The 18,878-nt window shown below is 41.1% G+C and carries 6 protein-coding genes; all 6 read right to left on the bottom strand.

What is annotated here, in order from left to right; all coding sequences use genetic code 11:
• Positions 1–162 precede the first annotated feature (162 nt).
• The gene (locus tag FUA48_RS09275; protein WP_205729400.1) at positions 163–2,052 is read right to left on the bottom strand and encodes a cytochrome-c peroxidase; all 1,890 of its coding nucleotides are present in this window, start codon (positions 2,050–2,052) and stop codon (positions 163–165) included.
• Between the two features lie 220 nt (positions 2,053–2,272).
• Complete coding sequence (locus FUA48_RS09270) at positions 2,273–4,504, bottom strand: T9SS type B sorting domain-containing protein (protein ID WP_147583272.1); 2,232 nt, start codon at positions 4,502–4,504, stop codon at positions 2,273–2,275.
• Positions 4,453–8,277, bottom strand: coding sequence for a hypothetical protein (locus tag FUA48_RS09265; RefSeq protein WP_147583271.1), 3,825 nt, complete (start codon positions 8,275–8,277; stop codon positions 4,453–4,455). Before FUA48_RS09265 ends, FUA48_RS09270 begins: the two co-directional genes overlap by 52 nt.
• A 99-nt stretch (positions 8,278–8,376) precedes the next feature.
• Positions 8,377–10,236: an OmpA family protein gene (locus FUA48_RS09260; RefSeq protein WP_147583270.1), complete on the bottom strand. Its 1,860-nt coding sequence runs from the start codon at positions 10,234–10,236 to the stop codon at positions 8,377–8,379.
• A 23-nt stretch (positions 10,237–10,259) separates the two neighbouring features.
• Entirely contained in the window at positions 10,260–11,195 is a 936-nt protein-coding gene (locus tag FUA48_RS09255; protein ID WP_147583269.1) for a PorP/SprF family type IX secretion system membrane protein, read from the bottom strand.
• Between the two features lie 81 nt (positions 11,196–11,276).
• A complete protein-coding gene (locus FUA48_RS09250) occupies positions 11,277–18,827 on the bottom strand; it encodes a choice-of-anchor J domain-containing protein (protein ID WP_147583268.1) in 7,551 nt (2,516 codons plus the stop codon).
• Positions 18,828–18,878: the final 51 nt, after the last annotated feature.

Here is an 18,878-nt window from a genome sequence, read left to right as displayed (position 1 = left end):
TGAAAATGATAGTAAAAAGCAAAAAAATGACAACTCTTTAACAGTTAGCACTTAAAAGCATGTAAATCAGTCATATTTTTTTAGTTATAATGCAAATAGTCTAAATCTTAACTTTCAGTTAAAACACTTATGCCTTATATTGTTGCGCACGCACCCGTATAATTACTTTTTAAATGACGAAGGATTGTCTGTTAAGGATTCCAGGAAGGCAATAAGTTCTTTTATTTCTTTTTTACTCAGCCCTAATTTATCAGGCGGTAAAGTTTGGTTAGGCAATTCATAGTCCAGTCCTTTACCAGCTGCACCACCTTCATTATAAAAGTCTATAACCTGTTCAAGCGTTTCATAAGCTCCATTATGAAAATAAGGACCTGTTAGCTTCACATTCCTTACGGTAACTGTTTTAAATGAATTCCTGTAGATTTCATGCTTTTCATCAATAACACCGTTTGCTATACGGCCATAATCGATATCTACCATCAAAGTATCAGGATGTTTTAACACCCCCAATACCTCACTCTCATTTTCATCATACAATGGCGGCACCAGCCCGCTAAAGGTTGGCATATAATGACAGGTAGCGCAACCCGCCTTACCCATAAAAAGGTTAAAACCTGCTTTTATATCTTTAGGTAACTCTTTGCTTTTCCCCTGCATATATAAATCAAACGGACTGCTAAACGATCGTAATGACAACACATAAGATGATAAGGCCGACGAAAACTGGTAGCGTGTTACCAGAGTATTCGTTTTGAATACAGCATTAAACTGTTCCCTGTAAACTTTATCAGAATTCAGTTTTTGTACCAAAACCTCAAAACTTGTATTAAACTCCATATGATTTTCTACCACATGTTCTGCCTGTTCTTCCAGATCATAGGCCCTCATATCATAAAAATACCTGTCAGCATAAACCGAATTAATAAGGGAAGGTGAATTACGCAATACACTTTTACCTTCTATACTGGCAAACGATTTTTTATACCCGTCAGAAAAAGCAAGCTCCGGCTTATGGCAGCTTGCACAGCTCATTATACCGTTTTTGCTTAATCCCGTATCATAAAAAAGTTTCCTGCCCAAATCTCTTAAAGCATCACTGTCGTTCTCTTCTTTCAGCAGACTATAATAATATGGATTCAGGAAGTCTTCCGAAAACATGTTTGTACTATATGCATTCCATGAAGGGGTAGCTGCATGCACTTCGGCGCTGCTTTTTATATGCAGGGATAATTGCAAATCCAAAAGCTGCTTATATAAAGGATTGATGTATTCTGTAATAAAATTCAGTCTGTCAAAAGCATCAAAGTTTCTGCTTTTATTTAAAACAGAAACAGACTTCTTAAATAGCCCTTTAATACTTTTATTAAGATTGGCGTCTGCTTTTGCTAATAAAGGTTCAAGTGCTTTTTCTATACCTGTCAACGATGAAGCTGCCTCTTCCATAGCATTAAGCGAACCCGGAGTATCAAATCCAGTGATTCCTCTTGCTGTTATTCTTACCAGTTCAAGCCTGCAGGCCTCCATAACTTCAAAATCATAAAAAAATGCCCTTGATTTGAATGCAGTAACCAATACCTGATAGGAGTCTCTTACCTCTTTAGCCAGCTTATACACTTCTTCCCTATGAGGATTATCATCCGTATAAAGTGTTTCATCCAATACCTGTAAACCTACTGGCGCAACTATCTTTACCTCCCCTTTATAGTGGCCCGCCTCCAGGTTATCAATAGGCATACTGTTTCTATATTGTTCCGGATTAAGATTATAATAGTCTCCCGAAGCATTCTTATCTATCGGCAGCGGATCAGGATGATCTAAAGGTGCCCCGTTTATATAAGCCTTTATATGTTCAGGATAGTAATACTCCAATATATATTCAGATCTCTTAAATGAGTTTCGGGTTTCTGTAAGCTGCTCTTTTAATTCTTTAAGGGTAAGATTCCCCTTCTTGTAATTCAGGGCATTTTGCTCAAGTTTGTTTAATTGTGAATTTAAATCATCAACACCTGTAATTATTACAGTTCGAAAATCATCGTTGTAATAATCACTCACAGAAGTATACTGTAAATTGAATGGCAGGATAAAAACTATCAGGAAAAATAGTGGTAAAAAACGATTGTAACCTTTGTACATATTTCAGGCTATTAGAAAATGCAAACATAAAGAGCCTTAAAATTAGCCTGTGGTAAACCTGTATTAAGAAATGATTAAACTATTAAAACAAAACAGGCAGCCCTTCGGCTGCCTGTTTTTATCATTTGTTTATTGTGTCTTATCTCTTTAGTGAGAAGTGTGCCTTGAACTCCTTAACAACCGGCATACCGTTAACCGTCTCACGGTAGGTTACCGTGAACCAGTAGTCCGTAGCAGGTAGCGGTGTACCGTTGAAGGTACCGTCCCAGCCCTCACTCTCTTCGGTGGCACTGATCTGCTTGATCAGCTTGCCGTAACGGTCAAAGATGTACACCTTAGCATCAGGCTGGTTCAACCCTATGATGTTCCAGGTATCGTGGTAACCGTCACCGTTAGGGGTGAAGTAATGCGGGTAGTCCACAAGGCTTACGCCCTCTATGGCAATCTCATCACACGCAAACTCCGTGCTAACATCCCTTACATATACCGTATGGGTGCCTGCAGGTACATCGGTAAACACATTGCTGCTCTGCCACATGCCGTCCTCATCAAGCTTGTACTCGTATTCTCCATACCCTTCAACAAACACCGTGATAACCTGGTTGTCGCTGAAGTAGTTGGTCACCTCATAACCAACACCAACAGGGCTGGCAGGGCCGCTCTTCTGAACCTGGAAGGCTGCTGAGATATCAGAGATACAGTTCAGTGGTGCAGGGCCTGTTACCTCTACAGTATAGTTACCCTCGGCTATCGCCTCATAGGTAGGAGATGCCGGGTCATAATCGGTCAGTTCCACTCCGTCAAGGTACCACACAAAGCTGTAGCCCATACCGCTCGGGATGCCGCTGTCCAGGGTTACTGTCCTTAACACATCGTCGGTAGTGTAGTCCACACAGATCGTATCACTGCCGTCCACCGAGGTGATCACAGGCTCAGGCAATCTTTCCACTATAAGGGTGATCTCCGTGATGTCATGGCAACCGCTGATGGTCGAGGTGTTGGTCACCCTTGCATAGATGGTCATAACATCGGCAGTGGTGTTCACATACACCGTAGGGTCCGCTATAGGGTTGGTTGCATTATCTGCATCCTCAAAGCTCTCATAGTAGGCAACACTGTAGTCCGCAGGGTCCTGCGCTCCCAGTATCTCCGCATCGAAGACACTAAGGTCAAAGGCATGCATACCGTCGTTTGTACCGTCATCATCACAGGTAGACAGCGATGGGTCGGCAGGGGCGTTGGCTACTGCGGCCTCCTCCACCAGGAGCTGCATCGGTGCGGTGGTGGTACAGCCGCTCTCTATGTGCTGTACCCATACAAGGATATCCTGTGGCGTGCTTATGTTGTTGTACTGGTTCGGCAGTGCTGTGCCCGCATCAAGGGCTGCCTGATCAAAGTAGAACCTTACAAGGTAATCGTTCGGGTCGGCATCCTCTCCCAGTATCTCAGGGATGTGGCTGCTTAGTATAAAGGTGGCAAAACCATCGGTGTTCTGCTCACAGATCGCATAGGCAGGAATCGCCCCGTTCTCGCCCAATGCAGGCAGCGGGTTAACGATAAGCTCAAGCTCAACGATCTGGTAACATACAGCATCATTCGGGTTGCCCGTGTTGGCCTCTACCCTTACATATATCGTAGCCGTACCGCTTACAAACTGCGTAGGGTCCGCTATGGCGTTTATATCCTGGTCAGCATCCTCATAAGTAAGATGGTAGCTTAAGATAAGGTTCGGCTCGTTGTCCATAATGTCCCCTGCTGCCTGGGTAAGGTCAAACTCCTCCTGGCCGTCCCCCGCATTGTTGTCATCACATAACACAAGGGCATCAGGGGTCGTATTCGGTGTAGGTAACGGAAGTACCTTTATGGTCATGGTAGTGTAGCTCTTACACCCTGCAAGGGTGATAACCTCTACCGTTAATGTCATCGGGTTGGAGGTGTTCACATAAGCAGTAGGGTCGGCAATCGGTGTGGTTGCCCCGGGCTCATAGTAGTTAACCGTGTAGCCAAGGCCTACCCCGAATGGGCCCAGTATCGTGTTCTCCATTACCGTAAGGTCAAACTCCGTGGTCATATCATTCGGCAGGGCCTCGTTACATACGCTAAGTACAGGCGGACGTGTTAAGGCAAGCGGGATATTGATATGGATGGTGAAGCTCTCGATGCTGTAGCAGCCCGTGGCAACATCCTCAATCCTTACATAGATAACCTCTCCGTCCTGAGCCGTGTAGCCCGCAGCGTTGGTAATCCTCGGTGCTCCGTTCTGGGCTGCCGTAAGGTTATTGAAGTAATGGATGATATAATCCGACGGGTCCGCATTGCCTAAGTGCTCCAGTATGTAGCTGTCCTGAACCGTAAGGTCCACGGCTGCCATGGCATCCTGGTCGTTGTTGTCCGTATCACAAAGGGTGATGTCCTGAAGGTCCGCATCAATCTGAGGGTATCCACAACAATAAGGTTAAGCGCATAGGCCGTAGCCGTATAACAGCCCGTTACCGTGTTCTCCACCCTTACATAGATGGTCTGGTTATAGGCATTGGTATTGGTATAGTTGTCCGTATTAGGGATGGCGTTGATACCCAGTTCCGCATCCTGTGCCGTCTCGTGGAAGGTTACAGAAAGGTTCTCTCCGTTGTTGATCATATCCTCAACAAGGGCATCAAGGTCAAACTGGGCATGGCCGTCACTGTCTGGGTCACACATGGTAAGGTCTTCCTGGGAAGGGGGAACCACTATCGGTAGCGGCTCTACCCTGATATCAAGCAATACGATCCTGTAGCAGCCCGTAGCCTCAAAGGTAACCCTTACATAGATCGCCTCGGCATTGCTCTGGTTGGTATACGCCTGCGGGTTCTGTATTTCATTTATGTTAGCATCAGCATCCGCAAGGGTATGGTGGAAGGTAACATTGATTCCCGTCTGGACCCCGATGATCTCAGGGATCTTAGTGGTAAGGTCAAACTCCTCAACCTCGTCAGGCTGCCCTCCTATAGTGTTCACATCACATAATGTGTATGGTGTAGGCTGGGTAGCAACAGGTAGCGGGTTGACGATAAGCTCCAGTTCCACGATGTCATAACAGCCCGTTGCATTGTCCGTTACCCTTACATAAACAGGGGAATCGGTATTGGTAGCCGTGTAGCTGCCCGGGGTCGCAATGGCAGGGGTATTGGCCTGTGCTGCCTCAAGGGTCGCAAAATAGCCAACCGTGTACAGTGCAGGGTCCAATCCGCCAAGTATCTCAGACTCTCTTGAAGGAAGTACAAAGATACCCTCGCCGTCAGTATCATCCGGACCGTTGTCGCATAGTGCATAGGGTGCCGGTTCGGTGGCGATAGGCGCCTGGTGAACAATTAATTGTAGTTCGACTACGTCGTAACATGTTGTTTGTCCCGACTGAACTCTTATATATAATACCCCTGAAGGGTTATTAACTGTAATATAGTTGTATGCTGCAGGATTTGATACAGGGTTTGTGCCAAAATCAGCATCATCAATAGTTTCATGAATAGTAGCAGTACTGTTTGGTATTTGTGCTTCAATAGCATCAAGTACTACCTGAAGGTTAAATATTGCTGAACCATCTGCATTAAAGTCACACTCTTCAAGCGGAGCAGGATTTTGAGCTACCGGAGCCTGAATAACCTGTAACGGTACAGTTACTACAATCCAACAACCAGTAGCGGTAGAAGTTACTCTGGCAAAAATATCTGTAGTTGGAGAGACATAGATATCAGGAAGTGCAGTAGCTGGATCTCCAATTTCTGCAGCCGATTGCGAATCGAAATAAGCAACGCTAAATCCTGCCTGGAATCCTGTAACATTTCCATCATGGTTATGAAGAATAAAATCTGCCTGTCCGTTCACTTCCTCACAAGCTGTATAAACAGGTGCAGGATTATTTATTACCGGTAATGTATTCACTACCGTATTAAAAGCTGTAACAGCAAAACATCCGTTAGGATTTTGAGACCTTACATAAACAGGTTCTCCCGCTGAAACAAAGTTAGCCGGATCAGCAATTGCATTTTGTCCTCCCGCAGGATTAGAGGCATCTGCCATAGACAGGTGATAAGTAAGTGTGTAAGGACCTACTTCTGCTGCTCTGGTTGTAAGATCGAATGTCTCCTGTTGGTCACCATCAAAATCACAAAGGCTATAATTGCTTATTACCTGTGGCGCCTGTGGTGTATCGTTAACCGTAATTTCAAAAGAAGTTATTGAATAGCACGTTGAGTTAGCCGTATCTATAACTCTTGCATATATTGTTTGTCCTCCCGCAGCACTATTAGTATAAGCCGTTGGGTTAGCAATTGGTGTAGTTCCTGCCTGTGCCTGTGCAGACGAAGTATAGAATGACACCGAATAGTTTGCATTGCCTCCTGTAATTTGAGCAGTAACCGAAGTTAAATCAAACTGCATGAATCCATCTGCGTTGTCATCACAAACCACAATAGGGGACGGCATATTAATTGTAGGAGCACTGGTTGTAATTAAATCAAGTGTTATAAAAGCAATACAGTTTGCATTGTTAGCATCCTCTGCACGAACAAATAAAGTTTGATTTGCAGCAGTACTCTCATATGGCGATGCTAATGCACCTGTATCGTTATCGGCGTCTGCCTGTGTTAAGTGGTAAGTAATTATATAGTTATCACCTCCTGAAATAACAGCATTATTACTATCTAAATCAAAAGTACCTAATCCTGTTATACCGTCTGCACATTCGTTCATCGGTTCAGGATTTGTAAGTACAGGTGTAGGTGTGACTGTTATAGTTCCTGTTTCGTTTAGTGTAAGTACACAAAACGGAGCAGCCCCATTGGTTACGCTTATAATTTCAAAGTCAGTTGTTGCTGTAAGAGCCGGTAAGTTAATAGTACCTTCACCGGTTGCATCAAGGTCAACTACCTGAACAGTAGGGTTTGTACCAATAGTATAATCTACACTACCATTGGCCGGGCCTGTAAGAGTTATTATACCATCTTCTCCGGCACATAAAGGCGAGTTTGTTGTAAACAATAACTCATCCATTTCATTAATTGTAATTGTTACACTACCTGTTAAGGTTTGGCTACATACCACTGTATTATCAGAAGTAGTGATATTAGCGTCTTCAAGTGTATAAGTCGTATCGGCAAGGTAACTTTGTGTAATGGTAAAAGTACCTGTTGAGTTTAGTGTTTGAAGCTGTGACGGACCTCCGTTTACATTGTAATGAAAGTTCGCATTAGCCGGACCGGAAAAAGTAACAGTTACATCTGCACCCGGACAAGCGTCCTGAGGGTTTGCAGATACAGTTACATTTGGAACCGGATATACCGCAATATTAAAATCGGTTAATGAATAACACCCTGTGGTATTATCTATAACCTTTGCAAATATCTGCTGAGGGTTTGTAGTATTAGATATAATATTACCTAATGGAGAAGTACCGTCTACCGCATTAGCCGCAGTAGCAAAAAACTGAATTGTATTGTTAGTAGTATCTGCATTGATTTGAGGTTTTAAAGCACCTAAATCAAAAATACCTGTATTACCTCCTATGCTACATGTTCTTACTTCCTCCAACTGATTTGCTGTTGGAGGTGCAGGAAATGCTCCTGTACCTGCAGTAGCAGTACCTGTCCAGTTTAGTTGGAAGCCACCGTCACCTAAAGGTCTGTCAATTACAATATAATATGACTGACCAGGAGAAACGGTTAACCATCTAACATAGCCATTACCATCGGCACCGGGACCAGATTGTGTAATTAAAGTACTACCGTACATACCAGTATGGTTATTAGGTAACCCTGCCATCTGAGGGTTTGTGGTACAGCAACGGATAGGTGCTCCTAAAGCATCACAGGTAGCGTTTGCAGGGTAAACCCAAAAATCATAATCGACATTGATGTCGGTATTATCGGGAATTAAGTCAAACCCTAGCGTACCCGCCTGAACAATGTTAATTTTGATCCAAATAGAGTTGTTTTCAAACCCACCGCAACCGGTAACTTCCTGAACGTTTCCTATTCCGTTTGCATTTGACACAAAAGTGTCATTACCGCAAACTGTAATTGCATTAACACAATCATTAGGTTCGTTTTGGGCCATTGCGGTTATTCCTGCAAGAAGCAACAAACACGAGGTAATAATCTTTTTCATTTATTTTTTAACCTTTTTTAAAAACGGCAAAAATAGGTGATTTAAACTGTAAAACCACCTATTTTCGCCTATGTAATCTTATTTTAACAGTAGCTTAAACTACTTCTTCACGATAAGAAACTCCGAACGCCTGTTTTGAGCATTCTGTTCGTCTGTGCATTTCTCCCCGCAATTAACTTTTGGTTCAGATTCACCATAGCCTTTTCCGGAAATCCTGTCTTTGCTTATCCCTTTAGAAATAACATAAGAAACAGTTGCCTGAGCTCTTTTTTCAGAAAGCTTCATGTTAAAATCTGCACTACCTTTAGTATCGGTATGCGACTTAACAAGAATTACCATTTCCGGGTAATCATTCATTATTTCAACTAACTTATCAAGCTCTTTAGCCCCTTCTCTGGTTATATTACTCTTACCAAACTCAAAGTTGATATCGGCAAGTTCAATATGCGTTTCTTTAATAAGCTCATTAACCGGCCTAAGAGCTGCCTCAACCATAACTATTTTCTCGCCTGTTTTGGCAAAAGCTATTGTTGCGGGCTCATAACCTGTTTTTGAAACCTCAAGAACATAATCAGTATCACACTCCACATCATAAGAAGCTTTACCATCTGTTCCTGTTTGTTTTGTTTCTATACTATTTTTAGCATTATCAAGTATTGCCACTTTTGCATCGGCAAGAACCTTTCCTGTCTTTACATCTGTAACAGTTGTAAGAGCTTCTACCCTACAAACTGGGTTTGCAGTATAAATATTGTCTACGCCTGAACGATTTGACGAAAAATATCCTACATTTTGCTTTGTATTAAAACTGAAAGAAAAATCGTCTTTTTCACTGTTAATCGGTTTACCCAAATTTACAGCTTCACCTCCTTTGGTAAGATCAGCTTTGAAAATGTCAAAACCTCCATAACCCGGACGTGAAACCGATGAGAAATAAAGAATATTATCATCTGTAATAAAAGGGAAATTCTCTTTACCCGGTGTATTTATATCCTTACCAAGATTAACTGGTATACCATAAGTACCATCACTGTTAACATTTATTTTCCAGATATCTGTATCACCTAAACCACCCGGCATGTTTGACGCAAAATACAATGTTTTGCCATCTGCACTAAGGCTTGGGCTTCCTACAGAATATGAAGTACTGTTAAAAGGAAGCGCCGTGATGTTTTGCCATTTGCCATCTACCTTAGTCGCCTTATATAAACCTATTTGAGCAAGTTTTACTTTTTTACCTTTTGTATACTGCCCTTCTGCATGGCCATCTCGTGCAAAATAAACCGTATTGCCCTCAGCGCTTACCGCTACAGGTCCATCGTGAAAACGGGTATTAAGTTCTGATACCGCTACAGCTTCAGAGAAAGAACCGTCAGCATTTTTCACAGAGCTGAAAATATCTATATAAGGCTGACCATAATCGTCTGTTGCCGATGTATTTCTGGCGCTTACAAAATAAAGTATGTTATCGTTAGACAATACTGCCCCAAAATCACCTTTATCTTTACTGTTTACATCTAATGCCGTAGCATCAAACATTTTGTTCTGACTGTTTAGTGAAGGGATATAATCAGGATTAGCTTTGTGTAAAACCGCTCTCTGATCATTAGGCATCATCGCTGCAAAAGTATCCATCTGCTTATTTGCCTCTGCATATTTTCCTTGTGTTTTCAATGCCACAGCATATCTGTAATATGTTTCTGCATCCTGTTTTGTTTCTACTGCCTTTGCATACCATTTAGCAGCCTCATCCATATTAAAAACAGCATAATAACTATCTGCAAGCTGTTTGTATACATAAGCATCTGCCTTGTTGCTGTTAGCAAGCTGAAGGTACTCTTCTATGGCAACAGTATAACGGCTGTTTTCAAAAAGGGCATCGGCTTTCAGGGTTTCCTTAGATTGCGAATATCCCTGTAATGCCATTAACAACCCTACTGCTATATATAATTTTTTCATGTTTAGAAATGTCTTTTAACAGATTAGAAGAATCGAGGTGAAACAGATACTTTTTTCCTGAAATTCAGGTCGAATAAAAGCATTACCTCGTGTGAAGCCGTAGTAGTAACATTTAAATCGGATGTTATATAATCGTATGCATAACCAATTCTAAGACCAGGAGTTATTGCATAGTTTACCATAGCGCCTACTGAGTCATCCAGCCTGTAAGTACCACCTATCTCAAACTTTTCAAAGAACAGGAAGTTTAAGGCCACATCCAGTGAAGTTGGTGCATCAAATGCAGATTTCATCATGAATGACGGCTTCAGTTTTGTGTTGTCTGATAAATTGAAAACATAACCTCCCGATAAGAAGTAATGCTGAACATTTGAACTGAATTTACGCTCCTGCCCGCTATCAGTTACCTGCAGGTAGCTGTTTTTAAGCATATTTGGAACAGAGAAAGACACATAATACTTATCTGTATAATAGAATAAACCTGTACCAAAATTAAAGAAGGTGTTGCTTGAGTTTTCCTTAAATGCCACATCACTTGTTGAAGGAACATAACCATTACCAATATCACTAAATAAGCCTACATTTTGAAACGTAACCCCTGTTTTTAAACCTAATGCTAACCTGTGCTCTCCTCCTAAATTTAATGTATAAGAGAAATCTCCATACACGTTAGTTTCTTCAACCGGACCAATCTTGTCACTTATTGCAGAAAGCCCTAAACCTACATTTTTACCTACCGGGCTGCTTATTGACAGTGTTCCTGTCTTTGGAGCCCCTTCTATGTCTACCCATTGTGCCCTGTAAAGCAATCCTCCCGAAATGCTTTCTTTAGAACCGGCATAAGCAGGGTTAACCACATTCATAGTATACATATACTGAGTATACTGAGGGTCCTGCTGCGCTTTTGCACTAAATACTGATGCAAAGGCAATAGCCATTGTTATATATATTTTTTTCATTGCTATGTGTGAAGTGAAATGATTGAAAAAGAAAACCTGTCTGCCATGGCAGGCAGACAGGCTGTCTGTTTATTAATTAACTTAATACTCTCTGCTTATATAAACCCATCCGGTAATTGACTCTCCGTTAGATTTATTAATGCTGTAGAAGTAAGTACCGTCAGGAAGCTCATTGCCTTTTTCATCCTGACCGTGCCATTGGTTCGTGTATCCGTTAGACTGATGGAATACTTTTTTCCCGTAACGGTTGAAGATAACGATCTCCTGAACCCCAAGATCTGTAAGATCGAAGGTGTCGTTATCTCCATCACCGTTAGGAGATATACCACGTGGTATCTGGCACATTATAGTTTCTACTGTGTAGCTTGCCTCACCAGTACAAGAACCCGAAGTTACCGTAATGGTAAACACTAAAGGAAGCTCAAGACTGCTGTTTGCCGCATAGTATTCAGCCACATTAAATTCTGAGCTGTTACCTACTGCTACACCGCTTTCATTTCTCCATACATAACTTACATTGCTGTCAAAAGTTCCGTTTACAGAACCAGCTGTTAACCAAACATTTTCTCCTCTACAATCTTGTGTAATTGCTACAGAAAGGTCTCCCGTAATTGTAACTGTTGTAGTATAAGTACCTCCTATATTACATGTTTCCTCATCCATAACAACTGTATAAGTAACATCATATGTACCGGCAGTACTTGCCATAATATCTATTTCACCTGTTGCCGCATTTATTGCAAGTCCGGCATCCGAAGTAAATGTACCTCCTGTAAAGAAGTCTCCCAGAGTAGTTGGCATTGGGTTTTCACTATCATAACAGTATACACTGTTATAGCTAAACTCAACTACAGGCGTAATACCTTCCGTAAGTTCTACAGTGGTTGTATAAGTACCGCCTTCTGTACATGTTAACGGATCTAGATCTATAGTATAAACTATATCGTGGCTACCCTGTGTTGCCGTAGTAAGGTCTATAATACCTGTTTCTGCATCTACAGTAAGTGTTGTAGAACTGAATGTACCTCCCAATGTAAAGCCTTCGGCTATAGAAGGAACAAGCTCTGCTCCTGAGTTAAGACAAGAAGGACTATCATAACTAAACTCAACAACTGCTACTGCTAAATCAGTAATTGTTACAGTAAATGTTGTAGTTCCGGCTTCAAGACAATCTCCTGCCGCTACTGTATAAGTAACATTGTAAACTCCTGCTGTTGTGTTAACAAGATCTATCTCACCTGTTGCAGCATCTATAGCAAGACCTGCTTCGGAAGTAAACTCACCTCCTGTGTAGAATCCTGCATCAGTCATTGGTATCGGATTAACTGTCTCAGCGATACAGTATGACTCCGCATAAGTAAAGCCTGTTACAGGAGTTACTAATGGGTTAAGTGTTATTGTTACTGTATTTGTACCTTCAGGGTTACAGTCAACAGCTTCAATAGTATAAGTAATATCATAAGTACCGGCAGTACTTGTTGTCATATCAATTTCACCTGTTGCAGCATCTATAGTTAATCCTGCAGGAGTAGCTGTAAATGTACCACCTGTAGTAAAATCTGTATCAAGAGTAATTACCGGGTTAGTTTCTGCCATACAGTAAGTCTCTGCATCATAAGCAAATCCTACTACAGGAACAAATACCTCGTTAATTGTTACATCAATTTGTGCTCTTAATCCTTCACATCCTTCTTCGTTTGCATAAGCAACATAGTAAGATGTAGTACCTACTGTAGTAGTAGACGGTGTTGGAGCTCCCGCTAATGCAGTACCTCCTACCGGATCTGTATACCATACTAAAGTGTGACCTGCTAAAGCCGGAGCAGTTAACGGATCGGCTGGTGCACCTTCACAGTACTCAACCGGAGTAACTACCTCAGGAACATCGTCTACGGCAACATTAGCAATTACTATAGTGTTCTCGCAGTAACGTGTATTCCAGTAGAATGTATAGTCACCGCTGGCAATAAGCCCGCTTACAGTTGTAGTGCTGCTGGCAGCATCTGTAAACACAACTTCTGTAGGGTTGTTTTCATCAGCACTCCACATACCTGTACCTCTTGCTTCAAGCTCAATTGACTCTTCAGTACAATCAAGTTCCTGTGGCTGAGTAACAATCTCATTATTTGCATTAATACTTACTGCGTCTAATAAAATTCCTATACCATTATCTTTTGCTCTAAAAATAATTCTTGTTGTATTCTGCCCCGCAGGAACATCATAAGTACCTTCAACAAACTGCCATCCGGTTGTAGTTGGTACTTCTTCCAGTAATACAAAAGGACCTGAAGGCGGGCCTGCAAATGCCTGGATTATATTACCCTGGAATCTTGTAGACACAGCATAAGAATAGTTGTACTGTGTAACCTCTGAACTGTCAAAATCCTGATAGATACCCTGAATATTAACCATATCTGCAGGGTCATAAGGATCATTTGGCGTTAATAACTGGATTACCTGTGTTCCGTCATAAGCAACAACACCTTCAGCGTTATATGCATCAAAATAGAATATAGAATCCCAGTCCGGCATGTTATATCTCCATCCTGAAGTTACTTCATATCTCATCATGTTATCTAAAAGCCCAAACTCTGTTGTAGGGTTTTCAAAACTTGCATTAACAGCATCTATAGCACAAAGGTCGTTAGGTGTTTTAACACATACACTAAATGTATATTTATCAGCCGCCCCTGTATTAAGTGATAATCTTATTTTATATGTATCTCCCACTACAGTTGCAGTAGAGTAAGCAGCAACAATTGCATTGTTATAAGAACAAGACATTTCTTCCAGTGTAGTACCATCAACATGATATAGCGTTAATGTTACATTAGGATGAGGCGGATTACCTGTACTGGCATAGTAATCTCCAGAGAAGTCTATCAGTTCTACAATATGTGCTGTAGAGGTAGCTTCAAATTCATACCATACGTCTCCGTTGTTATTACCCGCACAAGACATAGGCTCAGAAGAAACCGTAGCACCATAGAACGATGCATTTGCAGCTGAAACCTCACATGTTTCTGTTGGGTTTACTTCTAAAGCAATAGCATTTGCAGAAGAATCGTTTCTAACAAACTCATAAGGGCCTGCCCAGAAACTCTCGTTTCCTTCACCACATATTGCTCTAACAAAAAACTCATAAGTACCTGCCGTTAAAGAATCGAAATCTGCAGTAACCGGGCTATAAGTAGGTGTAACATCTACTATTGTACCTGACTGAGGTAATGTACCGTTACCAATAGGCTGAATATATACTTCCCACTGAGTTTCTGTACCACCGGCAGTCCATGAAAGCGTACCGTTTTGGTTTACAGACAAGTTTGTAGGATAAGGACATGTAATAGTACTACATGAAGCAAAGCCTTCATAAATAACATCATTCATTGGTCCAAATGGTGTCGGGCTTGTCCAAATAGTAGTTGTACCCTGCTGTATAGTAACCACAGTATTAGCACTGTTACCAGGAACATAACCTATACCATCCCAAAGTAATGAGAATTCTACACCATCACATAAGAATACTGTATACGTATTAGTTGCTCCGGCACTGGAACTTGTTAAATCAAGTGTACCCACAACTAATCCGTTTTGAATAACCTGAACTTCACCTGAAAGACCTCCTGATGATGGATTAGTGATAGTAAATGTATACTCACAAGCCGTAGCTAACGGACATAGTGTTGTAAACTCAAATGGTCCTACCCATTCGCTATCTCCTGTTCCACAAGCAGCTCTTACATAGTATTCATACTGAGAAGCTTCGGTTAATCCTGTTTTTGTATACGGATTGTTTGTTACGTTTGAAGTTAAGTATGCAGGATCTCCGTCTCCTACAGGAGCACCAAGACCTGCCGGCTGTACATATACATCCCAAGCTGTTTCTGTACCTGTACTTTCCCATGCTAACTGAACAGTTGTATCTGCGATATTGTTAAGCGTAAGGTTTATTGGTTGAGAACAAGCCGGTATGTTTTCAATCATTACATTATCTATAACATAAAGCTGTCCTCTGTAACCCCATGGGTTTGGAGTTTCCTGAGGTATATGCCATGCAATATTAATATTACCTATAACATCTGTAGGTATATTAATTACCTTCTCCTTCCACTCCATATTATTAAGAGGGTTAGGATCTGTATCAGTAGAATATAATACAGTTGTAAAATCAGCAGGTTCTATACCTGTTGTAGAAAGTAATATATCCAGATCTTCTTCAAAGAATGAATCTTCAACTCTGTAGTAAAATCTTAAACGCTGACCGGCAGTTACAGTAATTGTTGGCGAAATTAACCAGTCATCATTCTCACCGTTACTACCTGTAAACATACCTGCAGTTTCTATACCTGCATAAGGGTTTGTTCCACCGTTTAATATAAAGTGGTTTACGTCACCGTTATCATTTCTTATTACCCAACACTGCTCTGTAGTTGAGTCAGCTTCAAATGTTTCAAGGAATGGTGAAGGGAAAGCATCACATAAAGTTTTAAATGTATATGGCCCAATCCATTCGCTTTGGTCTGTATCGTTACAGTACGCTCTTACATAAACCTCATAATGAGTATCTGAAGTAAGTGTACCTGTTGTTACTGAGTATTCAGGATCATCAACAGTTGTTCCTGTAGAAGGTACACCTGTACCAACCGGCTGTACTACAACCTGCCACTGATCTTCTATAAATCCTGCTGTCCAGGCTACATCTGCAGATGTAGTTGTAATATTTGTAACTGTAATTGCAGACGGGTTAGGACAAGCCGGAGCTTCACCAATTCGTACATTGTCTATCTGCATACCGGAAAACGCTGTAGAAGTATCAAATGTTGGCGGAACTCTGAAGGCTATATAAACCGGTCCGTTTGCATTAATATATAATGCTTTTTCTATATAATCTGTATTGGTAAACTCCATTAATGGCATGATTACCGAGAAGCTCGCAGGATCAGTATCTGTAGTAGACATTAATACCTCCACCCCTAATCTTGGTGTAGGGAAGAAAATACCCACTACCGCTTTGTAATCAAACTTAAGTTCTTTAGTACCTACAACATTAATAGCCGGAGAAATAATCCAGTCATCAAAAGAAGCAGGCGGAGCACCAAATCCGGATCTTTGTATTCTTGCATCTGTTACAGAAGCCGAGAAGTTTTGAAATACCACGTTATCTCCATTGCCATTAACCGGAGTCCAGCAGAATCTGTGCGTATCCAAATCATTATCAAAATCTTCAAAGAAAGGCACATCAAAAGAACCACACTCTGTAATAAAATTAAATGGCCCTACCCAGTTACTCTGGTCGGTACTATTACAATATGCTCTTACATAATATTCATATTGAGTTGAGTGATCAAGCTCATCTACAAGGAAGTTAACGTTTGTTGTTGCTACTTCTCCTTCAATTGTAGGAACACCGGTACCTATAGGCTGTACAACCACTCTCCATTCGGTCTCATTAAGTCCCGGATCCCATGAAAGTTCCGCAGAAGATGTAGTTAACGTACCTACTGAAAGGTTTAACGGATCCGGACATGCAGGAGCATCCTCAATATAAACATCATCAATTGAAATTCTAGTTGCTACACTACCTGTACCCGGCGTAACGACAAAAGCAATATTTACATTACCTGTCATAACCGGTAAGTACACAAATCTTTCAACAAAACCGGTATTAGTAATTTGCATTTCAGGCATTACAGTTGTAGTAAAGTCTGAAGCACCTATACCTGTAGTCGAAATTTTTATTGAATAACTGGAAACACCGTTTGTAGATCTGTCTTTAAAGCGTATTCTTTTCATTCCTCCTGTAAAGTTTACCTGAGGAGAAACCAGCATATCGTTGTTTAAATCAGGATAAGTGTTTGTTTGTATAGTAGCATAGCCACCTAAATATGTCCATGTAAGGTTATCACCATTGATATCTAAAGGTGTCCAACAAGCCTCAGGCGCTGTTGCCGAAGCTCCGGTAAACTGAGTAGAGTATGGTAAAGGGAAAACATCACACTGTGTTTTAAACTTGTATGGCAAACTCCATGGTCCCGGTACACCACCACAAACCGATCTTACATAGAAATCGTAAGTGGTACCTGCTGCTAAACCTGTAACCGGGTTATCAGTATTTGTAGTAGTATCTGTACCTGTTGCAGGTGCTGCAGAACCCGTAGGTACGGCTGCATATTGCCAGTTACTCATTAAGTTATTTGTATTGTCCCAGGAAAATGAAACAGTATTTTGCAGTAAATGAGAATATGTAAATGCTGCCGGTGGAGGACAATCTGAAGTACTAACCGTAATTTTAAAACTAATACTTGCTGTTGCTGTTAATTGAGAGGAAGCAACTATAATATAAGTAGTACCGGCTTCTACATAAAGGTTAGGTATAACTTTAGTTACACCCTCTGTAGTATTAAAAGTACCGGCTATACACTCTACTCCAACATTAGAACAACCATCATATACAAGTAACGAACCATAGTCGTTAGTACTTGGAGTTGTTATAAGGTGAGTTAATGTAATCAGTCCGCTTGTAGTAGGTGTATAAGAGAAAAACGCCTTAGCACCATTTAAGTAGTTTTGAGTTACTGCAGAAGGTAAACAGTTTGATCCCTGAGTTGTATAAGTAACTGCCGGGTTTTGAAAAACATTCAGGTTCCCTGCATATACATAAGTATTACCATCATCAGGTATTACAATAGGTTCTGCACAGGTTACACCTAAAATATTTGTACTTAAGTTGAAAGGGCCTGCCCAAATACTTTCAGATTCAGAACAGACAGCCTTAATATATACATCATAATCAGTATCAACAGCTAGACCTGAAGCTGAATAAGTGTTACCGGTATTAGTTCCTGTGGTTCCCGGAGGCGCACCGTCAGCAACAATCTGAATCTGGAAATCACTTGTTGTAGGATGCGTCCAGCTTAATTGAGCTGATTGTGTTCCTACTGATGACACTGTAAAGTTTGCAGCTAAAACAGGATCACACACCTGTGGTGCCTGAATAGATACGTTATCAATAAACCAACTGTTAGCATCTGGTGTTGCACCAGGCTGGTCGTTTATTAATACGAAAGCAACATAAACATCCACAGCAGTACCCAGTCCTGAAAAAGTAACAACTTTTTGTCCGTAAGATGTACTAAGATCACTTTCTGTAAAAGTAGCTAGAGTAGTTGTAAAGCTAGAAATATCTGTTTGCGATGCTGTAGAAACCTTTATCTGGTATATGTTACCATGATTTGCTGCATCGCCCTGTTTTGTATAAAATTTAATCTGGTCACCATTAGAAACATTTACTAAAGGTGTTACCAAATAATACTGAGCAGTGTTGCCTGCCCCGATGTTCTCTGCTGTTGGGTTAATAAAAGCAGCCCCTGTGCTTGAATTGTATCCGTCTGTAGAAATACCAAAAGGTGTTGTACCTACCGCATTATTGGCCTGAGCCCATGTGGCTGGTATCCCACTTTCAAAAGTTTCGGTTGCTAATTGCGCATTTGCTGTAAAAGCAAACAACAGGAAAAACATCAAAAAGGATGCTTTACCTAATACGCTTTTAGGCACTACCGGATGGAAAAGCCCTGAAAACATTTTCAGGAATTTCACCAATAACTTTGACGTTATTAGTAATTTTTCTCTCATAGTTAATAGTGTTTAGAATAGTTAATAGCAGTTGTTAATCACGTAAACAAA

The organism is Flavobacterium alkalisoli, assembly GCF_008000935.1.
GTDB lineage: Bacteria > Bacteroidota > Bacteroidia > Flavobacteriales > Flavobacteriaceae > Flavobacterium > Flavobacterium alkalisoli.
Note: the sequence above shows the minus strand (reverse complement) of the source record. Positions and strands in the feature narration are given on the sequence as shown.

Bases quoted from the DNA above. Each gene is read 5' to 3' on its own strand.
- FUA48_RS09270 (WP_147583272.1), bottom strand. From the start codon at position 4,504: ATGGCAGCCGTGGACCTTACGGTTCAGGACAGCTACATACTGGAGCAC.
- FUA48_RS09265 (WP_147583271.1), bottom strand. From the start codon at position 8,277: ATGAAAAAGATTATTACCTCGTGTTTGTTGCTTCTTGCAGGAATAACC.
- FUA48_RS09260 (WP_147583270.1), bottom strand. From the start codon at position 10,236: ATGAAAAAATTATATATAGCAGTAGGGTTGTTAATGGCATTACAGGGA.
- FUA48_RS09255 (WP_147583269.1), bottom strand. From the start codon at position 11,195: ATGAAAAAAATATATATAACAATGGCTATTGCCTTTGCATCAGTATTT.
- FUA48_RS09250 (WP_147583268.1), bottom strand. From the start codon at position 18,827: ATGAGAGAAAAATTACTAATAACGTCAAAGTTATTGGTGAAATTCCTG.